General features: G+C 52.1%; 13 protein-coding genes. 5 read left to right on the top strand and 8 right to left on the bottom strand.

The window, feature by feature from the left end:
* Nucleotides 1-71 precede the first annotated feature (71 nt).
* The 5 genes from C4F51_RS08475 to purU form a co-directional block, all read right to left on the bottom strand.
* Nucleotides 72-881: a hypothetical protein gene (locus C4F51_RS08475; RefSeq protein ID WP_193908932.1), complete on the bottom strand. Its 810-nt coding sequence runs from the start codon at nucleotides 879-881 to the stop codon at nucleotides 72-74.
* A 179-nt stretch (nucleotides 882-1,060) separates the two neighbouring features.
* Entirely contained in the window at nucleotides 1,061-2,821 is a 1,761-nt protein-coding gene (locus C4F51_RS08470; protein WP_193908930.1) for a hypothetical protein, read from the bottom strand.
* Nucleotides 2,821-4,089 carry a hypothetical protein gene (locus C4F51_RS08465; RefSeq protein WP_193908928.1) on the bottom strand — a complete coding sequence of 423 codons (1,269 nt, stop codon included), beginning with the start codon at nucleotides 4,087-4,089 and terminating at the stop codon, nucleotides 2,821-2,823. The genes C4F51_RS08470 and C4F51_RS08465 overlap by 1 nt, the downstream gene beginning before the upstream one ends.
* A gap of 240 nt (nucleotides 4,090-4,329) precedes the next feature.
* Nucleotides 4,330-4,695 (bottom strand): DUF6164 family protein, encoded by a 366-nt coding sequence (locus C4F51_RS08460; protein WP_193908927.1) that lies wholly within the window; start codon nucleotides 4,693-4,695, stop codon nucleotides 4,330-4,332.
* Nucleotides 4,696-4,788: 93 nt separating this feature from the next.
* Nucleotides 4,789-5,649 carry a formyltetrahydrofolate deformylase gene (purU, locus tag C4F51_RS08455; protein WP_193908925.1) on the bottom strand — a complete coding sequence of 287 codons (861 nt, stop codon included), beginning with the start codon at nucleotides 5,647-5,649 and terminating at the stop codon, nucleotides 4,789-4,791.
* A gap of 386 nt (nucleotides 5,650-6,035) precedes the next feature.
* Between purU and C4F51_RS08450 the strand changes: the two genes are divergently transcribed.
* Nucleotides 6,036-6,896 carry a DMT family transporter gene (locus C4F51_RS08450; protein ID WP_193908923.1) on the top strand — a complete coding sequence of 287 codons (861 nt, stop codon included), beginning with the start codon at nucleotides 6,036-6,038 and terminating at the stop codon, nucleotides 6,894-6,896.
* A gap of 281 nt (nucleotides 6,897-7,177) precedes the next feature.
* Nucleotides 7,178-9,205, top strand: coding sequence for a PhoX family protein (locus C4F51_RS08445; protein ID WP_193908921.1), 2,028 nt, complete (start codon nucleotides 7,178-7,180; stop codon nucleotides 9,203-9,205).
* 133 nt (nucleotides 9,206-9,338) lie between these two features.
* Here the strand turns inward: C4F51_RS08445 and C4F51_RS08440 are convergent, their stop codons facing one another.
* Entirely contained in the window at nucleotides 9,339-11,315 is a 1,977-nt protein-coding gene (locus C4F51_RS08440; RefSeq protein WP_193908919.1) for a methyl-accepting chemotaxis protein, read from the bottom strand.
* 319 nt (nucleotides 11,316-11,634) lie between these two features.
* Here C4F51_RS08440 and C4F51_RS08435 point away from each other — a divergent pair, with 319 nt between their 5' ends.
* From C4F51_RS08435 to C4F51_RS08425, 3 genes are all read left to right on the top strand, one after another.
* Nucleotides 11,635-12,600, top strand: coding sequence for a CvpA family protein (locus C4F51_RS08435; RefSeq protein ID WP_193908917.1), 966 nt, complete (start codon nucleotides 11,635-11,637; stop codon nucleotides 12,598-12,600).
* Between the two features lie 312 nt (nucleotides 12,601-12,912).
* Entirely contained in the window at nucleotides 12,913-13,467 is a 555-nt protein-coding gene (locus C4F51_RS08430; protein WP_193908915.1) for a uracil-DNA glycosylase family protein, read from the top strand.
* Nucleotides 13,468-13,497: 30 nt separating this feature from the next.
* A complete protein-coding gene (locus C4F51_RS08425) occupies nucleotides 13,498-14,709 on the top strand; it encodes a lytic murein transglycosylase (RefSeq protein WP_193908913.1) in 1,212 nt (403 codons plus the stop codon).
* A gap of 75 nt (nucleotides 14,710-14,784) precedes the next feature.
* Here C4F51_RS08425 and fadA read toward each other — a convergent pair whose 3' ends face one another.
* Together fadA and fadB are read right to left on the bottom strand one after the other, a co-directional pair.
* Nucleotides 14,785-15,960 (bottom strand): acetyl-CoA C-acyltransferase FadA, encoded by a 1,176-nt coding sequence (gene fadA / locus C4F51_RS08420; protein ID WP_193908911.1) that lies wholly within the window; start codon nucleotides 15,958-15,960, stop codon nucleotides 14,785-14,787.
* Nucleotides 15,961-15,972: 12 nt separating this feature from the next.
* Nucleotides 15,973-18,123, bottom strand: a complete 2,151-nt coding sequence (fadB, locus tag C4F51_RS08415) for a fatty acid oxidation complex subunit alpha FadB (protein ID WP_193908909.1) — start codon at nucleotides 18,121-18,123, stop codon at nucleotides 15,973-15,975.
* Nucleotides 18,124-18,190: the final 67 nt, after the last annotated feature.

Genomic DNA, 18,190 nt, shown 5'->3' with positions numbered 1-18,190 from the left:
CTGGGAGATATTTACCTATTCTTTACAGGGCATAAAAATTTTATGCCCTTTTTTATTGTAACTATTGAAAACTATTCCACATACCACTCAATATTGAGAATCCTGAGCACACCCTCTTCTTCAATAATATCCAATGCTATTCTGACTGCATCGATCATGGTGCCGCCGGGAGAGTGCATCGCCACCAGATAAAATTCAGACTCTCCCCGCCGCGCGTCCCGACTTACGCCTTTTGGCAGAGACATTTCCCGAAACAGTTTCTTATTGCTGCCGTTACCATGATAAAGGGTATAAACACTTACCCGATCAAAATAGGAAAATTCACCATAGATGGCTTCCAACTCCTGCAGCTTTTGGGCGAGTACAAGTTCATCATATTTTTTAGGCGTTTCGCGAGAGAAAAAGCTGGCAGCGACGGATAAGTTTTTGATAGATAACTGCCAGGCAAAAAAATGGCTGAAAGCTCTGACCCGCTCCGCCAGTCGCTCGGCGCCCTGCTTCTCGCCAACTACACGCAGCAGCGAATGATATTCCAGGGTGCAGTGAATTTCCGGCGGGTGATCCTCAACAGGAAAATCAGGCACGCCCAATGCAAGATATCCGCCGTCTCGCCCCTCGTCCAACACGGCGGCATTTTTCAAAACCAGCGAGTAACGCTCGGGGGTTTTCAAGGCATCAGCGGAATAGGCAGAGGCCTGACCCTGGTCATCAACCAGGGCCAGCGCACCACCGTTATGTATTCTCAAGATAAACTGATCGGCCCACGCGGCATCAATGCGGCCATTTTTTCTTTTAAAAAATGTTAGCACTTCGCTTAAAGGCATTTCTTTTTGTTGTAGAAGTGTCTCAAAAAAAGCTCTGGCCTGAATAACAGATTGCACGGTTTTTCCTTATTGATACAACGCCCCTGACGCCCCGGTTTTCGCGCTGGCGCATGAAAACCGGGCTCCATTAAGGATTGGCAAACAGATTGACATCAGCCAAACCGGTCAGGATTGTTGACCGCCAATAACACCGCTGTCAATTGCCGTATGAAAAAACCTGCCCTGCCCTTAAAAAGTCAACTGGCCTGATCTTTTTCAATAAAGGCACGCAGCAAAGCCACCTTGCCAGGTGACATCGAGCGGGTCAGCGGCATATATAAAGTGGTGTCCCGATAGGCATCTGACAGACGCTTTAATAGCTCGCCGCCCACCGCCTGCAGGGTAGCCTCATCGTTCAAAGGAATGCGTTTTGACATTGCCGGAAACAAGACATAATAAAAACGCAGGCACTCCTGATAGACCAATGACCAGGGAATATTGCCACTTTTAATAACCGCAGAAAAATCATGCAAGGGGTATTTTCGGAAGGAAATGAAGTTTCCAGCTGAACAGTTTGCCGCAATATTCAGCTGCGAAAAACCGTCTTTGCTTGCATTGGTCTGAATCGTAAATTCAACATAACTTTTACCCGCAGGCACCGTTACCACCGGCGGGTATTGAAGAAAGTTACCATCAGGCAGGCTACCGGGTGCGGCGTTGGATAAAGTCAGAATGGTGGGCTGCCTTAGTGGGCCGCCAAGGTATCTCACACCCAACCGTACCCTAATGGTTTCGGCAGCCGGATCACAATACACATTGCGTTGGTCACTGGTAATACGAACCGGCTGTTCCTGAATCAATAAATTGCCGGCATCACTGGTCAGGGTTAACGGGTTGTTTTGTATAAGCCCGCTTGATTCTGCCCCGACAGCAACATCATAAATGCCACCGTATAAATAATAATCGTCAGGTAAAGAAGCCACACTGGCCACCGGCGTAGCACCGGCAACAATATGAATATTGCCGTAATCAATGTTCGGCTCCGGCGGCAAGGTGTTATCACTGCCATTTTGCCGGATAGCAGAGCCGGGCAAGGCACTGATCAGATCCATACTTAACATTTGCAAGACGGGGTTATAGCTGGCCACACCCTGTGCACCGGGCAGCTGCTTGTTTTCAAGGTGACGGCCGTTTAACTCGGTTGCCAGTTCACCTTCATACCAGGCGCCAATAGAGCCAATAATTCTGCCCAGCGACGGGTTGGCATCGTTACGGTTTTCTGCGTAATTTTTTTGAAGTGTTGCGGTATCTTTGCCAGGAAAAAATTGAAACATTGAAAAACGCACCATAATCCCTTGCGTGCGCGGGTTATCCAATATCTGCCGTAAAATTGGATTAGTAGCATCGTAACTGACGATATCTGCCCGGTTAAATGCCAATTGAAAAGTGCCATTTGCCGAAATGGAACCCGGCGTTGCATAGGGCCCTTTAATACCCAGGTAACGAAGCCCTAACATGCGTGAATGGCATACCGCCCTGCCCTGAATTAATAATGCAGGCTTATCCGGATTGCCCACCATTAAGCCACCGGCGTAAATCTGTGTAGTAACACTGCTGGTCGGATCAAGATCCACCATGACCGGCCCGCCATAAGGGCCATCGCCACTCACTGGGTCAAGGCTACCCAACAGGTACACCGGCAAGTCAATCAACGAACCTTCGGTAGACACAGCGCCGGGTATACCGGCAGAAGAAACGTTGTTTTTCATAAAAGCAAATTGATGATCACCGTAAAAATTCCAACCGCCTTTAACAAAGTAAGGGTTCCCGTTGGCGGTAGCCGGAGAGCGCAGGAAGTTAATAACCTGCTCATCGGTCATACTTTCCGTCACCGTGGTATTGATCAGATCAACGATCGGTTGTTGCCGGTCTTCATCGTATTGCTCGTTGTTGGCTGTATCCACATTGGTGCTGCCACCGCCCCAGAAATTGATACGTGGTCCATTGAGATAACTCATTACTGCGCTCCTTGCTGTGGGTTGCTACTGACCGGTTGGGCAAACAGAAATATAAAACTGTAATCCGATTTAACCCGGTTACCCGGCACCCGCGCGGTGCTATGACAATCCATACAGCTACTGGTGGGCTGTATGTAACTTTCCATCACGGTATTGGCAACCACACCGGGCGTAGGCGTGCCTTGCGGATTGCCCGGATCAAGCGGGTCTTCCGGCCACTGCGGAGAAACCAGTTGGTAATAAGCGAAAGGCGTGCCTTCAAATTGTTGCTGCCACTGCTGATTAATGGCGGCAACTTCCGAATCAATGGCGGTTACACGGGTTAACTGATTGGGTTCATCAAAAGGTTGCTTGTTAGCAACGGGCGACTGATTGGGTGTGCAATAGTTTCCACTGCAGTGCGGGTTGTAATAAGAGGCAAACTGCCCGGACTTGTCCGGCGTGTTATCCACATGTTCAAAGGTTGCCCATATCCATTGCGGAAAATTGTCAGCCTTGCGAACAATATGAAACCCCACCAACCCCACTTTTTGTTGTTCTTTGCCAGACGGATTGCCCTGGTCGTCGTAGCGGGTCACCATCGCGTTCATGGTGTGATAGCGGCTGCTATCATCCGAGGGCGTCAGAATACGCCATGCTGCTTTTACCTCCAGCGCATTGTCCGGAAAACGAATGTGCGCTGCATTGGCTACCCGGTTCTGGTCATAAAACCCCTGGCTTACCACATAGTCATAACTGTTCTGGTTCACCGAGATGGAGTAATAGGTAGGATTGCGGTATTGATCGATAAGCCAACCGCCCACGGCTTGCCGAATCGACTCTTCAACCGGCAATGCATCATTGGCTTTGGCGCGATACTTCAAATCAAACGCGGTAATTTCTCCGGCAGACCAGGGGCCGGGGTTGGCGGCGTCCGGTAAAAACAGTTGATCGGTCGTTTTATAGGTTTCCCACACTCGAACACCGGCATCACCGATTTTTTTGCTGCAATCGGGCTGTCCGCGCACTCCCGCCTGAGCAGGCCAATTAAGGGCGGTAAATTGTTGCCAGGAGTAATGGGAAAATGCCGCCAAACTGCTGCTGGCCGCAGGCGGTACAGCCGGCAGGTTACAAGGCGTTGCGGTTGCCACCGCCTGTAAAGCATGCACTTTTCCCGCAGGTTCAATGGCTACATCGGGAGAATGGCAGGCGGTGGTCAGTAATATAAATAGCGTTAAGAAGATGAATCGCAGAGTCAGGGGTCGAGGCCAGCGCACGCACGTATACATAACCAACATCCTTTTACGTTATGAAAGACAGAGAAAAAGCCGCTATAACGGCCATTATTTTTTTGAAAAAATCAGACAACAAAGAGAAAGAGCCGAAAGGTCTGCAAGCCTGGCTCTGAGGAATTATTCAATGGACTATAGGGAAGGAAAAAGCAGAGATCAATAACACCGGATAACACCATAAAAAATTGGCGTCACCCTCATCATGGTTACCATTATTGGTAATAGTGCTAATAAAAATTACGACAAAAAAGCCATAAAAGGTAACAAGGTGAAACTCAACACAAAGAGAATTGCTATTGCGAGCAAAATAAAACGGATAGGTTTTCTGGCGTTGCGGCCAACAAACGTTTCGGCTTCGCCGTCAGCTACCTGCTGCTGATAACGTTGCTGCTGTTCGGCGGTGCGGGACTTTTGATACGTCTCCAGCAAGGCTTTAACCTGTTCATATTGACTGTCGTCCGACAGCCATAAGGCGTCCACGCCAACACGCCAGAATCCTGCATCGGTTTCGTAATAGGGAATATTATTTTCTTCCAGCAATCGTCTTACATCGATAGCCTCATCTTCCGGTACGTTACTCAATCTGAAAATCAGCTTTGCCATGGAAGACCTTTCTTATAAAAATGACGAAACAGGAACCTGCAAAAAAATGCCCGGCACGATGCTCTTGCCGGGCATCCAACAATATTTAACAATCTAGCGTGAAAAAACCACCGTTTTACTACCGTTCAGCAGCACACGGTGTTCTGCATGCCAACGCAGCGCGCGGTTCAGTACCACGGCTTCAATATCCCGCCCGATTTCTGCCATATCATCCGGCGAGTTGATATGCGAAACACGCTCAACGGCCTGTTCAATAATGGGCCCTTCGTCGAGATCTGCCGTGACATAGTGCGCGGTGGCACCAATCAGTTTCACGCCACGATCGTAAGCCTGGTGATAGGGCTTGGCGCCTTTGAAACCGGGCAAAAAGGAATGGTGAATATTAATAGCCCGACCATTCAGTTTGCGGCAGAGGTCATCCGACAGAATTTGCATGTAGCGCGCCAGTACCAGGCAATCGGCTTGATAGTTTTCAATCAGCTGAAAAATTTGCCCTTCCTGCTCTTTTTTAGTAGCAGCGGTTACCGGTAAATAATGAAACGGCAACTTGTACCAATCTACCAGATCGCGCATCACTTCATGGTTGGAAACCACCCCGACAATATCTACCGGTAGCGTGCCATTTCGCCAGCTGTTGAGCAGGTTGTTCAGGCAATGTCCCCACTGGGAGACAGCAATCAATATTTTCGGCTTGTCGTGGGTATCAAAAATATTCCAATCCATCTGATACTGCTCACCCAGCGGCTTGAACAACTGGCGAATCTGCCCCAGCGCATAACCCGGTGGGCACTCAAAAACCGTGCGCATAAAGAAGCGCTGGCTGTTTTCGTCTTCAAACTGGGAAGATTCCTTGATGTTGAAACCCAGGGTTGCAAACAAGGTAGCAACAGCCGCAACCAGACCTTTCGAGTCCTTGCAGCTGAAGGTAAGTACGATCTCTTTAACTCCGGACATTCCGAGTAATTCCTGTAGATACGGCACAAAGACGCCAAGCCTACGGGATAGCAGCCCCTGAATTCAAGGGGTTGAAGCTATAGTGGAGGGTGAGCGCTGTCTCAGGGCGGCTATCCCGATACATTTGAGCAGCTAAACTGGAAGCAACCGGTAATTCAAAGGCAACCAACATTCCTGCTCAAAAAGCAACCAGCCCGCATCAGATTCATCCATTCCCCGATTCCGGCTGCAATACACAACTGGCAACAACAACCTCAAGCCATACGATTTTCGTTGGAGCTTGAAGCCTGTAACCAATTGGCAGATACTTATTCGGCCAGTCCCGCCAGCCTTTTACCCGAGCAATCTTCTATCAGGCTGGTCCCTGCTGTTCCCCGGAGTTTTTCATGCAGTCTCCCTCTTCTCGTAGCGGCTATTTTTTCGCCGCCGGTACCATTTTAATCTGGTCAGGTTTTGTGCTGGTTGCTCGTCTGGGTGGCACCAGCGATTTAAATCCGTTTGATATTACCGCGCTGCGCTTTGGTGTGGCCGCCACCGTGTTATTGCCCTTGTGGTTATTCTGGAAACGGGTTCCCTTATTTAACAGAAAAATGCTGGCACTGGCGCTTACCGGCGGGCTGGCCTATTCGCTGGTGGTGTACAGCGCGTTTCGCTACGCACCGGCGGCGCATGGGGCGGTATTGATTTCCGGTTTGCTGCCTTTTTTTGTGCCGCTGTTTGCCTTGTTAATTTTACGCGAACCGCTACGCAGCAGTTTACGCATGGCATTGCCGGTGATTGCTATAGGTTTGATTTTTTTAGGACTGGATATTTTTTCGCGCAGTGAAAATACCTTGCCCGGCGATTTGCTATTAATTTTATCGTCAGTGCTCTGGGCCATTTACACCATTCTGGCAAAACGCTCCGGCTTCGATCCCTGGGAAATGGCGATTGGCGGTGCACTGCTGGCGGCGATTCTTTACCTGCCGGTTTATATTTTATTGTTGCCCAAAGCGATTCTGCTTGTTCCCTTTAAAGACATTGCCTTGCAAGGTATTTATCACGGTGTGATTGTGGCGGTGGTAGCCATGGTTTTTTACATGGCGGCGATGACACGGCTCGGCCCTGCCCGCCTGGGTTCCTGCATGGCGCTGGTACCGGCAATCGCAGGGTTGGGCTCTTCTTTAATTCTGGGTGAGGCGTTGAGCAGCTGGTTAATTATCGGTTTGTTAGCTACCAGTACCGGCGCCTGGCTGGGCGCTCGGTAATTTTTCCTGACTCGATAATCGTTCCTGAAAAGGTTTTCACTATGCCACGGCAAGCACTTGCGGTTCGCTTGCCGATGGCTGCAACAGTAAAAATGTATTTATTTTTTCAAAAACAGAGTCAGTTAAAATTTCCGCGATAAAACATTTTTGCTGCCTTGATCACATTCCGTAATCACTCATAAAACTTTCCCCTAACTGTCCCGAAACTGTCATACATCTAACGTTTACTGCGTGGGCTAACCATTCCAACAACGCAACCGTTTTGCATGGAGACACTTTCGATGGTCGACAAAAATAGCCCGCTGGTCGTTGATAACAGCGGAGAAGAACCACTGTCCAACTTCTCTGAAAACCGCACTTTTGCTTCCGTGCTGGAAGCTCGCCAACTGCAACGCCGTTCATTTTTGAAAGGCAGTGTGCACACCGCTGTTGCCGCTTTTATTGGCGCCGGTCTGGTCGCTTGCGGTTCAAGCAGCAGCAACAAAAACAGCTCAAGTTCTTCAAGCAGCAGCGTTTCCAGCTCCAGCAGTTCATCCAGCGCCGCGCCGGAAGTGTTGCTGGGCTTTACCGGTCTTGCAGCCGGTCGTGGTGATAGCATTCAGGTGCCTGCCGGTTACACAGCCACCGCATTTGTTCCCTGGGGCACGCCGCTGACTGGCAGCCTGCCACCCTTTGCCGACAACGGCAGCAACACCGGTATTGAGCAGGAACAACAGGTGGGCAGCCACCACGATGGTATTTTCTTTTTGGCGATGGATGCCAATGTAGGCGGTAATAATTCCGAAGAAGGTTTGCTGGTAATGAACCACGAATACTTCGATCCGGATGTGTTGCACGCCAATGGCCCAAGCCTGGTCAATGGCAAACGCCCGACGGATGAAGTGCATAAAGAAGTTGCGACCCACGGCGTTAGCGTTATTCATATTAAACGCACCAGCGGTGAATGGCGCGTGGTAGAAGGCAGTGTGTTCAACCGTCGCATTACCGGCGCTACGCCGATGGAAATTCGCGGCCCGGCGATGGGTTCCGCCAAAATGGCGACCAAATACAGCCCGTCCGGTACCGAAACACGCGGCACCTTGAACAACTGCGGTAGCGGCCTCACGCCGTGGAATACTTATCTGGCTGCCGAAGAAAACTGGGCCGGTTATTTTGTTAACAAAGATACAACCCGTCCGCGCGAACACGCCCGTTACGGCGTACCGTCAAGCAACGGCCGTTACTCCTGGGAGCACGCTGAATCCGGTGAAGATGTTTACGTACGTTTTGATGCGTCCACCAAAGGCGATCACGCCCATCAGGATTACCGCAACGAACCGAACACCTTTGGCTGGATGGTAGAAATTGATCCGTTCAGACCGGAAAGCAAACCGCAAAAACGTACCTCATTAGGCCGCTTTGGTCACGAAGGCGTGGTGTTTGCACCGGCGGTAGAAGGTGAACCGGTGGTTTGTTACTCCGGTGATGACGCCACTTACGAATACATCTACAAATTTGTGTCTGCGGATAATTACCACGCGGCAACCGCGGGCGGTCACTTGTTGAACCACGGCGTACTCTACGTGGCCCGTTTCGATGAAACCGGGAAAGGTGAATGGCTGCCGCTCGACATTAACGATTCCGGTTTTGTGGCAAAAGCCGCAGCCGCCGGTGTGACCTTTGCCGACCAGGCCGATGTATTGATCAATACCCGCCTTGCTGCCGATATTCAAGGCGCCACCAAAATGGACCGCCCTGAGTGGGGCACAGTGCACCCGCAAACCGGTGAAGTGTATTTCACCCTCACCAACAACAGCGGCCGTAGCACCACTGACGCCGCCAACCCGCGCACCAACAATACTACCGGTCATATTATTCGCTGGCGCGAGCAGGCCGATCACACCTTCGAGTGGGATATTTTCCTGTTAGGCGGCGATGTGGGTACCAGCACCGGTGATGTAACCCTGACGGAAGCCAACCATTTTGCCAGCCCGGATGGTTTGTGGATCGACCCGCGTGGCGTGCTGTGGATTCAAACGGACATGAGCGGTTCACAACAAAATGCCGGCCCGTTTGGTAACAACCAAATGCTCGCTGCCGATCCGGTAACGAAAGAAGTGCGACGCTTCCTGATTGGCCCGATGGATTGTGAAGTGACCGGCGTTCATACCACACCGGACCTGAAAACCATGTTTGTTAATATTCAGCACCCGGGTGATCGTTCTACACCAGGCAATTTCACCAGCCATTGGCCAGGCGGCGGCACCAGTCGCCCTCGCTCGGCAACCGTGATTGTGACTAAAAACGATGGCGGTATTATCGGTACCTGATTTGTCAATGCGCTCTCTTAAATAAAGCTGGTAAATTTTCACCAGTCTTGCAATAACCAATCATTACATTAAAAACGCAAAATGACCGGCGCCCCTGGACGCCGGTTTTTTTTATTGGGGTTGCAGCAACGGGTTAACGAAAACGTTCAACTTCGCGATGCAGATCAGCCGCCAACGCTTCCAGTTCCTTCGAGGTGTGCGCCAGGTTGGCAATCACTTCGTGCTGCTCGCCATTGGCCTGGGCGATGCTTTGCAAGTTGCTGCTGAGTACCGTTGCAGTGCTGCTCTGCTCGCTGGTGGCAGTGGTGATAGCGGCAAACTGATCGCCAGCGGCGCTGGTTTGCTCGGCAATGCGGCTCAAGGCTTCGGCAACTCTGGCATTCAGCTCCAGACCGTTTTGCATCAATTGACGGCCTTGTTCCATGGTGCTGATGGCACTGCCGGTTTCGCCTTGAATACTGCTGATCATGCTGGAAATTTCGGTGGTGGCTTCACGAGTACGACCCGCCAGGCTGCGCACTTCATCGGCAACCACCGCGAAGCCGCGGCCTTGTTCCCCGGCACGAGCTGCCTCAATAGCCGCGTTGAGCGCAAGCAAGTTGGTCTGTTCGGCGATCGAGGTAATCACACTGAGGATGCCGCCAATTTCCTGGGAACGCTGCCCCAGCCCGTCAACCACTTCAGAGGTGGCATTCAGCGATTGGGAAATTTGCTCCAGTGCATTGGAGGCTTCGTCCATGGAGGCACGGCCAATGCGGGTTTGCTGCGCGTTTTGATGAGCCATCCGCTCGGTGCTACGCATATTGTCAGCAATGCCTTTGGAAGTAGCGCTAAACTCTTCAACCGCTCCTGCCATGCTGCCGATCTCACCGGATTGTTGCTCAATACCCGCATAGGCACCGCGAGATAAGCCGGACAGCGCCTCGGCTCGCTGGCTGACGTGTCGTGCGGCATCCCGAATGCGCTCGACCATGCTCGACAGGGCTTCGCTCATCTGATTAAAGCTGCGCGATAACTCACCAATCTCATCGTTACTGCCGACCTCAAGACGCACACCGAGATCACCGGCGCCCAGCGCTTGCGCCTGACGCACCAGGTCGCCCAGGGGGCGCAGCTTGCGGCGCAACAGCCAGATCACCGCAATGACCGCGATAATCAGAGTTATCACGCTGCCGATGGCCAGTTGGCTACCGACCCGCCAGGTTACTGCCTGAATTTCTGCCTCGGGCATGCTCGCCAACACCGTCCAGGGGCCACCGGCAAACGGCATGGCGACACTGTAAAAGCGCTGCTCCCCGTCACTCCAGAAACCGCCTTTACCCGGCGCGCCCAGCACCGGGGACAGGTTCGCAATCAATTGCTCCGGCTGCCGCGCGGCGTAAGGCGGCACCAGCCATTTGCCCTGCTCGTCAAGCAAAGCCAGCGAACCGGTGCTGCCAATGCGAAAACGCTGCAAATTGGCAAACTGTGCTTGCTGCGCATCGGTGTAATCGAAACCCACGAAGAGCACCGCAAATACATGGCCCGTTGCATCGCGCACCGGCGTGTACTGGGTCATGTAAAAGCGCTCAAATAACAGCGCCCGCCCCACGTAGCTTTCACCCGCCCGCAACCGCGCATAGGCGTTGTGTTGCCGATCAAGCACAGTGCCGATAGCGCGACCGCCATCCTGCGTGGGCACCGATGTAGTAACGCGGATAAAGTCATCGCCATCACGCACAAAAATAGTCGCCACACCGGCGGTTAACTGGCGAAACTCATCCACTTCGGTAAAGTCGTTGTTTAAGGCTGTGTTATTTAAATAGAGAACCGGCGCCTGCCGGGAACCGACGGTGACACGCTCATCCGGAGCCACATAAAGACCCGTGCTAAAACGCCGCTCGAACAGTCCAGCCAACCGCTGGGTGCTTTCGCGCAAACCGTCATGAAAAGTACCCAGCTGGTCTGCCAGCAGCCGCGCTTCACTGCCGAGGTGTTCTTCGCGGGTAACCAGATTGGCGTTGCTCAGAGAGCGCAAGGCGAGGATAGTGCTGAGGCTGATTAGCAGCACCAGCATAACGGCAAGGGCCGTCGCCAGTTGCCAGGCAATACGGGAGCGGGGTTGATTCATGGGGCATCTCCGGTGTTCCATCGATCCTTATGGAGCAATTGATTGAGTCAGGTGTTTCGGCGAGCGCGGAGAATACTTGAGTAATTTACCTGGTCAATCAATAAAAGCGCTTTTCCGGCCACATTGATAAGCAAAAAACCGGAAATATGGCAGATATCGCCAATTATTGAGCTAACCCCGCGATATTTGCCTTACTGCAGCCTCAGTGGCCAGGCGTCATTTGAAGGCTTTATCACTAGCACCGCAGCTTGCCGGTTCACCACGCCCAGCTTATATTGCCGCACCTGCCTGCAAGGCGTTCCAGGTATTAAATAACATCATGTCTCTGTCTTTTATATTGCTGTCCGGCTGCATAGTGCTATTTGCACTTCAGGGTTATTGGAAAGGTTTCATTCGCGTTTTATCGCAGCTTTGCAGTTTGCTGGCAGCCTACGCAGCCACCTTCCTGTTTATTGCACCCCTGGCGAATTACCTTCGGGAAAACACCTCATTGCATGGTATGGCGGTTTATCCAGTGGCCGGTTTGCTGATTTTTATTCCGGTCAGCATGGTAGTAACCTTGTTGTTTTCCCTGCTCGATCAGCACACCCGTACTGCTGGCAAGCTGAGCGCCTTGTCACGCCTGGCCGGGTTACTCACCGGTGCCGTTATCGGCGCGTTGGTGGGCATTTTGCTGGTCTATGGCTGGACACTGTTTCAGGACTTTCGCAAAACTGCGGAAACCCCGGACTCGCCGCTGGCGCAGCTGTCACGCGAGCTGGTCAGTAAAACCGGAGCACGGCTGATCAATCTGGTGCAGCCGGATGCGGCATTATTTGCCGAAGGTTTTTTGCATTCGCCGGTCGACAATGGCAAACGGCTCGCCAATGTGGCGCAAATGCCGGAGCTGAAAGCTTTTATCGCCGATCCACAGTTATCGGCCATGGTGAGAGAAGGTGATACCGAACAAATTATGGCCGACCCGCTGTTTCAGCAAATTGCCGACCATCCGGATTTGCAAATATTGCTGCAACAATCCGGGCTCACCGATAAAAACAGCCCGCCGGATAAAGCACTGGCCAATCTGATGGTGGATGCAAACCGGGGCATGGAAAAACTCTACCAGGACCCGCAGGTTCAAGCCATTATGAAAGACGCGGAGTTTCAGCGTCTGATTGAACAAAAAGCCTATTGGCAATTGATGAATGATCCGCGCTTCCCGGCGCTGCTCCAGGCATTTGGTGAAGCGGTGCGCGCCAGCCGGGCAGAAACCGAAATAGAAGATGCCGGGGGCACCCAGCCATAAACCCCGGCGAGTGAGCCGTTTTGTTCAATTTACCAGCAGCACGGCGGCCTCTTTAATGAATCCGGTGCCATAGATATTTCCCGCGACCTGAAACCGTGCAGCAGATCTCAGGGGAATCTGTCGGAGTTACTATAATTTCCATCAGATTTTTCAGGCAGTATTCAAGGACGCGCTGGTGGTATCAAACCTTGAACGGCTAAATCGCGACACGCTGCGGTTTCAGCCGGTTCAGGGCCGAATGGCGCAATCGCTCTACCCATTCCGGTGTACCACCCTCGTTTTACATACAGCCCAGCAGCGGATTGTTATACGATGGTTGAACAACACCCTTTTGGACATTATTCACCGGTTGGAGCGAAAACACTGATTATGGGGAGTTTTCCCTGCTTTAACGGCGAAGACTACGGCTCGTGGTTTTACGGAGGTAGTGGCAAAAATTTCTTCTGGCCACTGTTGTCAGCCGTGTTCCAGCAACCGGCCAGTAACCGCACCCAGCAAGAAGCCTTATGTGACCAGCATGGCCTGGCGCTCACCGATATTGCCGGTCAGGTTATACGTACCCACAATAATTGCTCGGATAGCAACCTGCATATTCTTGCTATTAATAGTGAATCCATTGAACATTGCCTGAGTGCCGGAATTGATCGTATTGTCTTTACCAGCCGGTTTGTCTGGCGCACTTTTTTAAGGCACTATCCTGCAAATAGTTTGTCTACTGACGTGCTGATTTCCCCATCACCAGCGGCCAATCGCCACATAGCGTGTCTGCCGGAATATCGACAATTGCTGGCGTCACAGGAAGTTTCCTCTGTATTTGAGTATCGTCTGTTAAAATATCGCCAGGCCTTTTTGGTAAACCCTGCCTGAAACCGTGCAGGACCAGCTGTTGGAGTTGTTATGAGTCAAAAAATAAAGTGTATCAGTGGTGCCCTTTTACTCGGTCTGGCGATGCACAGCTTCGCTCAGGCGCCAGAGGAAACAGGCAACTTTGATCAATGCCTGAACACTTTGATTGCTACCGCAAACGAAAATGAAATTTCCAAATCCACCATTGAAAACACCCTGGCAAAGGTTAAATACTCTGCCCGGGTCATTGAGCTGGATCGTCAGCAGCCGGAATTCACCACCTCCTTTGCCGATTATTTGAATCGCCGCGTCACTCAGGACCGGGTAGACAAAGGCCGCGCATTGCTGCAAAAACATCAGGCCTTGCTGGAACAAATCAGCAAGGAATATGGCGTACCCTCGCAATATCTGGTCGCTTTCTGGGGGCTGGAAACCAACTACGGCAGCTTCTTCGGCAAGATGTCAGTACTCGATTCGCTGGCTACACTGGCTTGTGATCCGCGTCGTAGCGATTACTTCACCGGCGAGTTGATGAGCGCCCTGAAAATTATTGATGAAGGCGCTATCAGCCCCGATAAGATGGAGGGCTCCTGGGCGGGTGCCATGGGCCACGTACAATTTATGCCCTCGGCCTTTTTACGCCATGCGGTGGATTACGATGGCGATGGCAAGCGCGACCTCTGGAACAGCATCCCCGATGCCATGGCATCGGCGGCAAACTTCCTGCGCAGCCTTGGTTGGGAAAAAGGCAGCCGCTGGGGCCGCGAAGTGTCATTACCGCTCGATTTCGACTTCCTTGAAGCAGGTTTGAACCAGAGCCGCACACTGACCGAATGGCGTGATGCCGGGGTTAAACAGGCCAAAGGTGATGTATTGTCAGCAGCGGATGATCTCACCGCTTCCTTGCTGGTGCCCGCCGGTTATCAGGGCCCTGCCTTTCTGGTTTACGATAATTTCCGCGTGATCATGAAATGGAACCGTTCAGAGTATTACGCCATTGCCGTCGGCCATCTGGCTGACCGTATCACCGGCGGCGGGAAATTGATTCAACAACCGGCAACGGACGCACCTCGCCTGAGCCGCCAGCAAGTGCTGGATTTACAACTTAAACTGGCGAAAGCCGATATTGATGTGGGCGAACCCGATGGTATTTTCGGCCCTGCCACACGCCGTGCGCTCGGTGAATACCAACAGAAACACGGTATGATTGCCGACGGTTTTGCAGATTCCAATACCCTGCAGAAACTGGGTATCAACCTGTAAAATTTGCTTCCGCAATAAAAAATGCCCCGGCGTGTTTTCAGCACGCCGGGGCATTTTTACATCTGCCGCTTGATGTTATAAGCGTTCCAACACCGTCGTAATACCCTGCCCCAGTCCGATACACATGGTGGATATACCGAGAGTTAAATCGCGCTGTTCCATCACCGTCAGTAACGAGCCGGTAATGCGCACACCGGAGCAACCAAACGGATGACCCAGCGCAATGGCACCGCCATGCAAATTGACTTTGGAATCCATGTGCTCAAGCAATTTCAAATCCTTCAACACCGGAATGGCCTGGGCAGCAAACGCCTCATTCAACTCAACCGCCTGAATGTCATCAATCGTCAAACCGGCAGTTTTTAGTGCTTTTTCGGTGGCCGGCACCGGGCCATAACCCATGATCGACGGGTCAACACCGGCCAGGCCTAACGAAGTAATTTTGGCGATTGGCTTCAAACCCAATGCCTGAGCGCGCTCGGCAGACATCACCAACATAACCGAAGCACCATCAGACACTTGCGACGAAGTACCAGCCGTTACCTGGCCATTTTTAGGATCAAACACCGGCGGCAGTTTTGAAAGCGCTTCTACAGTGGTATCCGGTCGAATGGTTTCATCGTGCTCCACCAGAATGGGAATACCCTGGTTGTCGTGGCCGGCCACCGGAATAATTTCCCGGGCAAAACTGCCATCAGCACGCGCCTTGGCCGCCAACTGATGAGAGCGCGCCCCAAACTCATCCATTTGCTGGCGAGTAACGCCGTGTAACAGCGCCAGATATTCTGCTGTCATACCCATATTACCGGCGGCTTTGGCAACACTCAGGCCGGTTAACGGATTGGGGTTGATGGATTCGTACATGGGCAAATGCCCCATGTGCTCAACGCCACCAATCAAATAAACATCACCCAGCCCGGCACGGATATTGGCGGTCGCTATGTGCAGTGCCGACATCGAAGAACCGCACAAGCGGTTGATCGTTTGCGCGGGGATGGTATGCGGCAAGCCGGTCAGTAACAAAATATTGCGCGCAATATTAAAACCCTGCTCTTCGCGTTGCATCACGCAACCCCATAACAGGTCGTCAATGGTGGCAGGGTCAAGCCCCTCATTGCGCGCCAGCAAGCCTTTAATAATGGCAGCCGATATATCATCGGCACGCACGTGGCGGAAGCAACCATTTTTGGAGCGCCCCATGGCGCTGCGAGCGTAATCGACAATCACGGCATCTCTTGGATGTAAACTCACTGTGCGTCTCCTTTAGCCGTAAAACTTTTTGTTGTTGGTCAGCTGGTCAGCAAAACTGGCCGGCGGTGTGTACAGCGCACCGAGCGACTCGAATTTTTTTGCCATGTCAGCAAAGGTTGCCAGACCGATGGTATCAATCCAGCGCAAAACACCGCCGCGGAACGGCGGGAAACCAATACCGTACACCAGCGCCATGTCCGCCTCAGCCGGCGATTCAACAATCCCCTCTTCCAGGCAGCGCATCAATTCGGTTGCCATAGGAACCATCAGGCGCGCGATAATATCTTCATCACTGATATCGTTTGCATCGCCCTGCACAACACCTTGCACCTGTTTTACCGCCACGTCGCTGGCAACTTTTTCCGGCTTACCTTTTTTGTCTGTCTGGTAATCGTAGAAACCCTTGCCATTTTTCTGACCGAGACGCTCTGCTTCGTACAACGCTTCAATGGCCGATTGGTAGTCGCGCTGCATGCGATCCGGGAAGCCTTTGGCCATCACTTTTTCAGCGTGTACAGCGGTATCAAGCCCTACAACGTCCAACAGATACGCAGGCCCCATGGGCCAACCCCAGGTTTCCATCACCTTGTCGATACGCTGATAATCCATACCATCGCGAACCAGCAGCGAGAAACCGGCAAAATAAGGAAACAAAACGCGGTTCACCAGAAAGCCCGGGCAATCTTTTACCACGATCGGCTTTTTACCCATCGCATTGGCGTAGGCCACGGTTCTGGCGATAGCACGATCAGAGGTTTTTTCACCACGAATGACTTCTACCAGCGGCATTACCGGCACCGGGTTGAAAAAATGCATGCCGCAGAAATTTTCCGGCCGCTGCAAAGCTTCGGCCAACCAGGAAATGGAAATGGTTGAGGTGTTGGAGGTTAAAACAGTGTCGGCATTAACCGCCTGCTCAACTTCGGCCAACACTTTACGTTTTACTTCAGGGTTTTCAACAACGGCTTCTACCACGATATCGGTATCATCAAAGCCGTCGTAACTCAGCATCGGTTCAATGCGATTTAACACATCGCCCATTTCCGATGGCGTCATTTTTTTGCGTTCAACGCGTTTGGTAAGGAGTTTGTTGGCCTCAGCCAAACCGACATCCAACCCCTTTCGGGCAACGTCTTTCATACGCAATGGAACACCGCGGCTCGCCGACTGATAGGCAATACCGCCGCCCATGATGCCCGCGCCCAACACGGCCGCGCGTTCAATTTTTTTGTCGGATTTTTTCTCCCAGCTTTTGGCTTTTTTTGCCAGTAACTGGTCATTAAGAAAAATACCCACCAACGCCGGGGCGATTGGCGTCTGTGCCATTTTGGCAAACGCTTCGGCTTCAATTTGCAGCGCTTCATCACGGGATTTATCCGCCGCTTTTTGCATCGCTTTAATAGCGGCCACCGGCGCCGGATAATTACGACCGGCCTGAGCACCAACGAAGGCCTTTGAGGTTTCAAAAGCCATCATCGATTCAATGAAATTCAACTGCAGCGGAGACGTTTTTTGTTGCCGGCGCGCCTTGTAATCGAATTTGCCATCAATGGCCAATTGCAAGGTAGCCAGCGCCGCATCTCGCAACACCTCCGGCTCAACCACACCGTCTACTACGCGGGCAGTCAGCGCATCGGCGGCGCTGTTTTCCTTACCGGAAGCAATCCACTCCACAGCGGTTTCAAGCCCGGCCAGGCGCGGCAAGCGAACCGTGCCGCCCCACCCCGGAATAATGCCCAGTTTGGTTTCCGGCAAGCCCACTTTGGCTTTGCTGCTGGCCACGCGGTAATCGCAAGCCAGACACAATTCAAAACCGCCACCCAGTGCATAACCGTTAACGGCAACAACGGAAGGAAAAGGTAAATCTTCCAGCCGGTTGTAATTGCGGTTGTTGGTGGCGAGGTGATTGATGACCCCCTCAGGGCCGGCTGCGAAAGCCGCACCAAACTCGCTGATATCTGCCCCCACGACAAATACATCCTTGCCGCTGGTGACAAGCAAGCCCTTGATGTCGGAGGTTTGCTCCAGAATATCCAGCGCTTTGGAAAGCTCGGATACCGTGAGTAAATTGAATTTGTTAACTGACTCATCTTTGAGATCAATGATGAGTTCAACAATACCCGACGCTAGCCGGGTGAGGGAAATGGCTTTTCCTTGAAACATAAGCACAGGTCTCTTGTGAATAAGTTCGGGACAGCTATCAGTGTAGCAGCCGAACAACAGAACACCG

This window comes from Cellvibrio polysaccharolyticus, assembly GCF_015182315.1.
Classification (GTDB): Bacteria; Pseudomonadota; Gammaproteobacteria; order Pseudomonadales; family Cellvibrionaceae; genus Cellvibrio; species Cellvibrio polysaccharolyticus.
Note: the sequence above shows the minus strand (reverse complement) of the source record. Positions and strands in the feature narration are given on the sequence as shown.

Coding starts and splice junctions, on each gene's coding strand:
- C4F51_RS08460 (WP_193908927.1), bottom strand. CDS start 4,695: ATGGCAAAGCTGATTTTCAGATTGAGTAACGTACCGGAAGATGAGGCT.
- C4F51_RS08435 (WP_193908917.1), top strand. CDS start 11,635: ATGTCTCTGTCTTTTATATTGCTGTCCGGCTGCATAGTGCTATTTGCA.
- C4F51_RS08430 (WP_193908915.1), top strand. CDS start 12,913: ATGGTTGAACAACACCCTTTTGGACATTATTCACCGGTTGGAGCGAAA.
- C4F51_RS08425 (WP_193908913.1), top strand. CDS start 13,498: ATGAGTCAAAAAATAAAGTGTATCAGTGGTGCCCTTTTACTCGGTCTG.
- C4F51_RS08470 (WP_193908930.1), bottom strand. CDS start 2,821: ATGAGTTATCTCAATGGACCACGTATCAATTTCTGGGGCGGTGGCAGC.
- C4F51_RS08445 (WP_193908921.1), top strand. CDS start 7,178: ATGGTCGACAAAAATAGCCCGCTGGTCGTTGATAACAGCGGAGAAGAA.
- fadB (WP_193908909.1), bottom strand. CDS start 18,123: ATGTTTCAAGGAAAAGCCATTTCCCTCACCCGGCTAGCGTCGGGTATT.
- C4F51_RS08440 (WP_193908919.1), bottom strand. CDS start 11,315: ATGAATCAACCCCGCTCCCGTATTGCCTGGCAACTGGCGACGGCCCTT.
- purU (WP_193908925.1), bottom strand. CDS start 5,649: ATGTCCGGAGTTAAAGAGATCGTACTTACCTTCAGCTGCAAGGACTCG.
- C4F51_RS08465 (WP_193908928.1), bottom strand. CDS start 4,089: ATGTATACGTGCGTGCGCTGGCCTCGACCCCTGACTCTGCGATTCATC.
- C4F51_RS08450 (WP_193908923.1), top strand. CDS start 6,036: ATGCAGTCTCCCTCTTCTCGTAGCGGCTATTTTTTCGCCGCCGGTACC.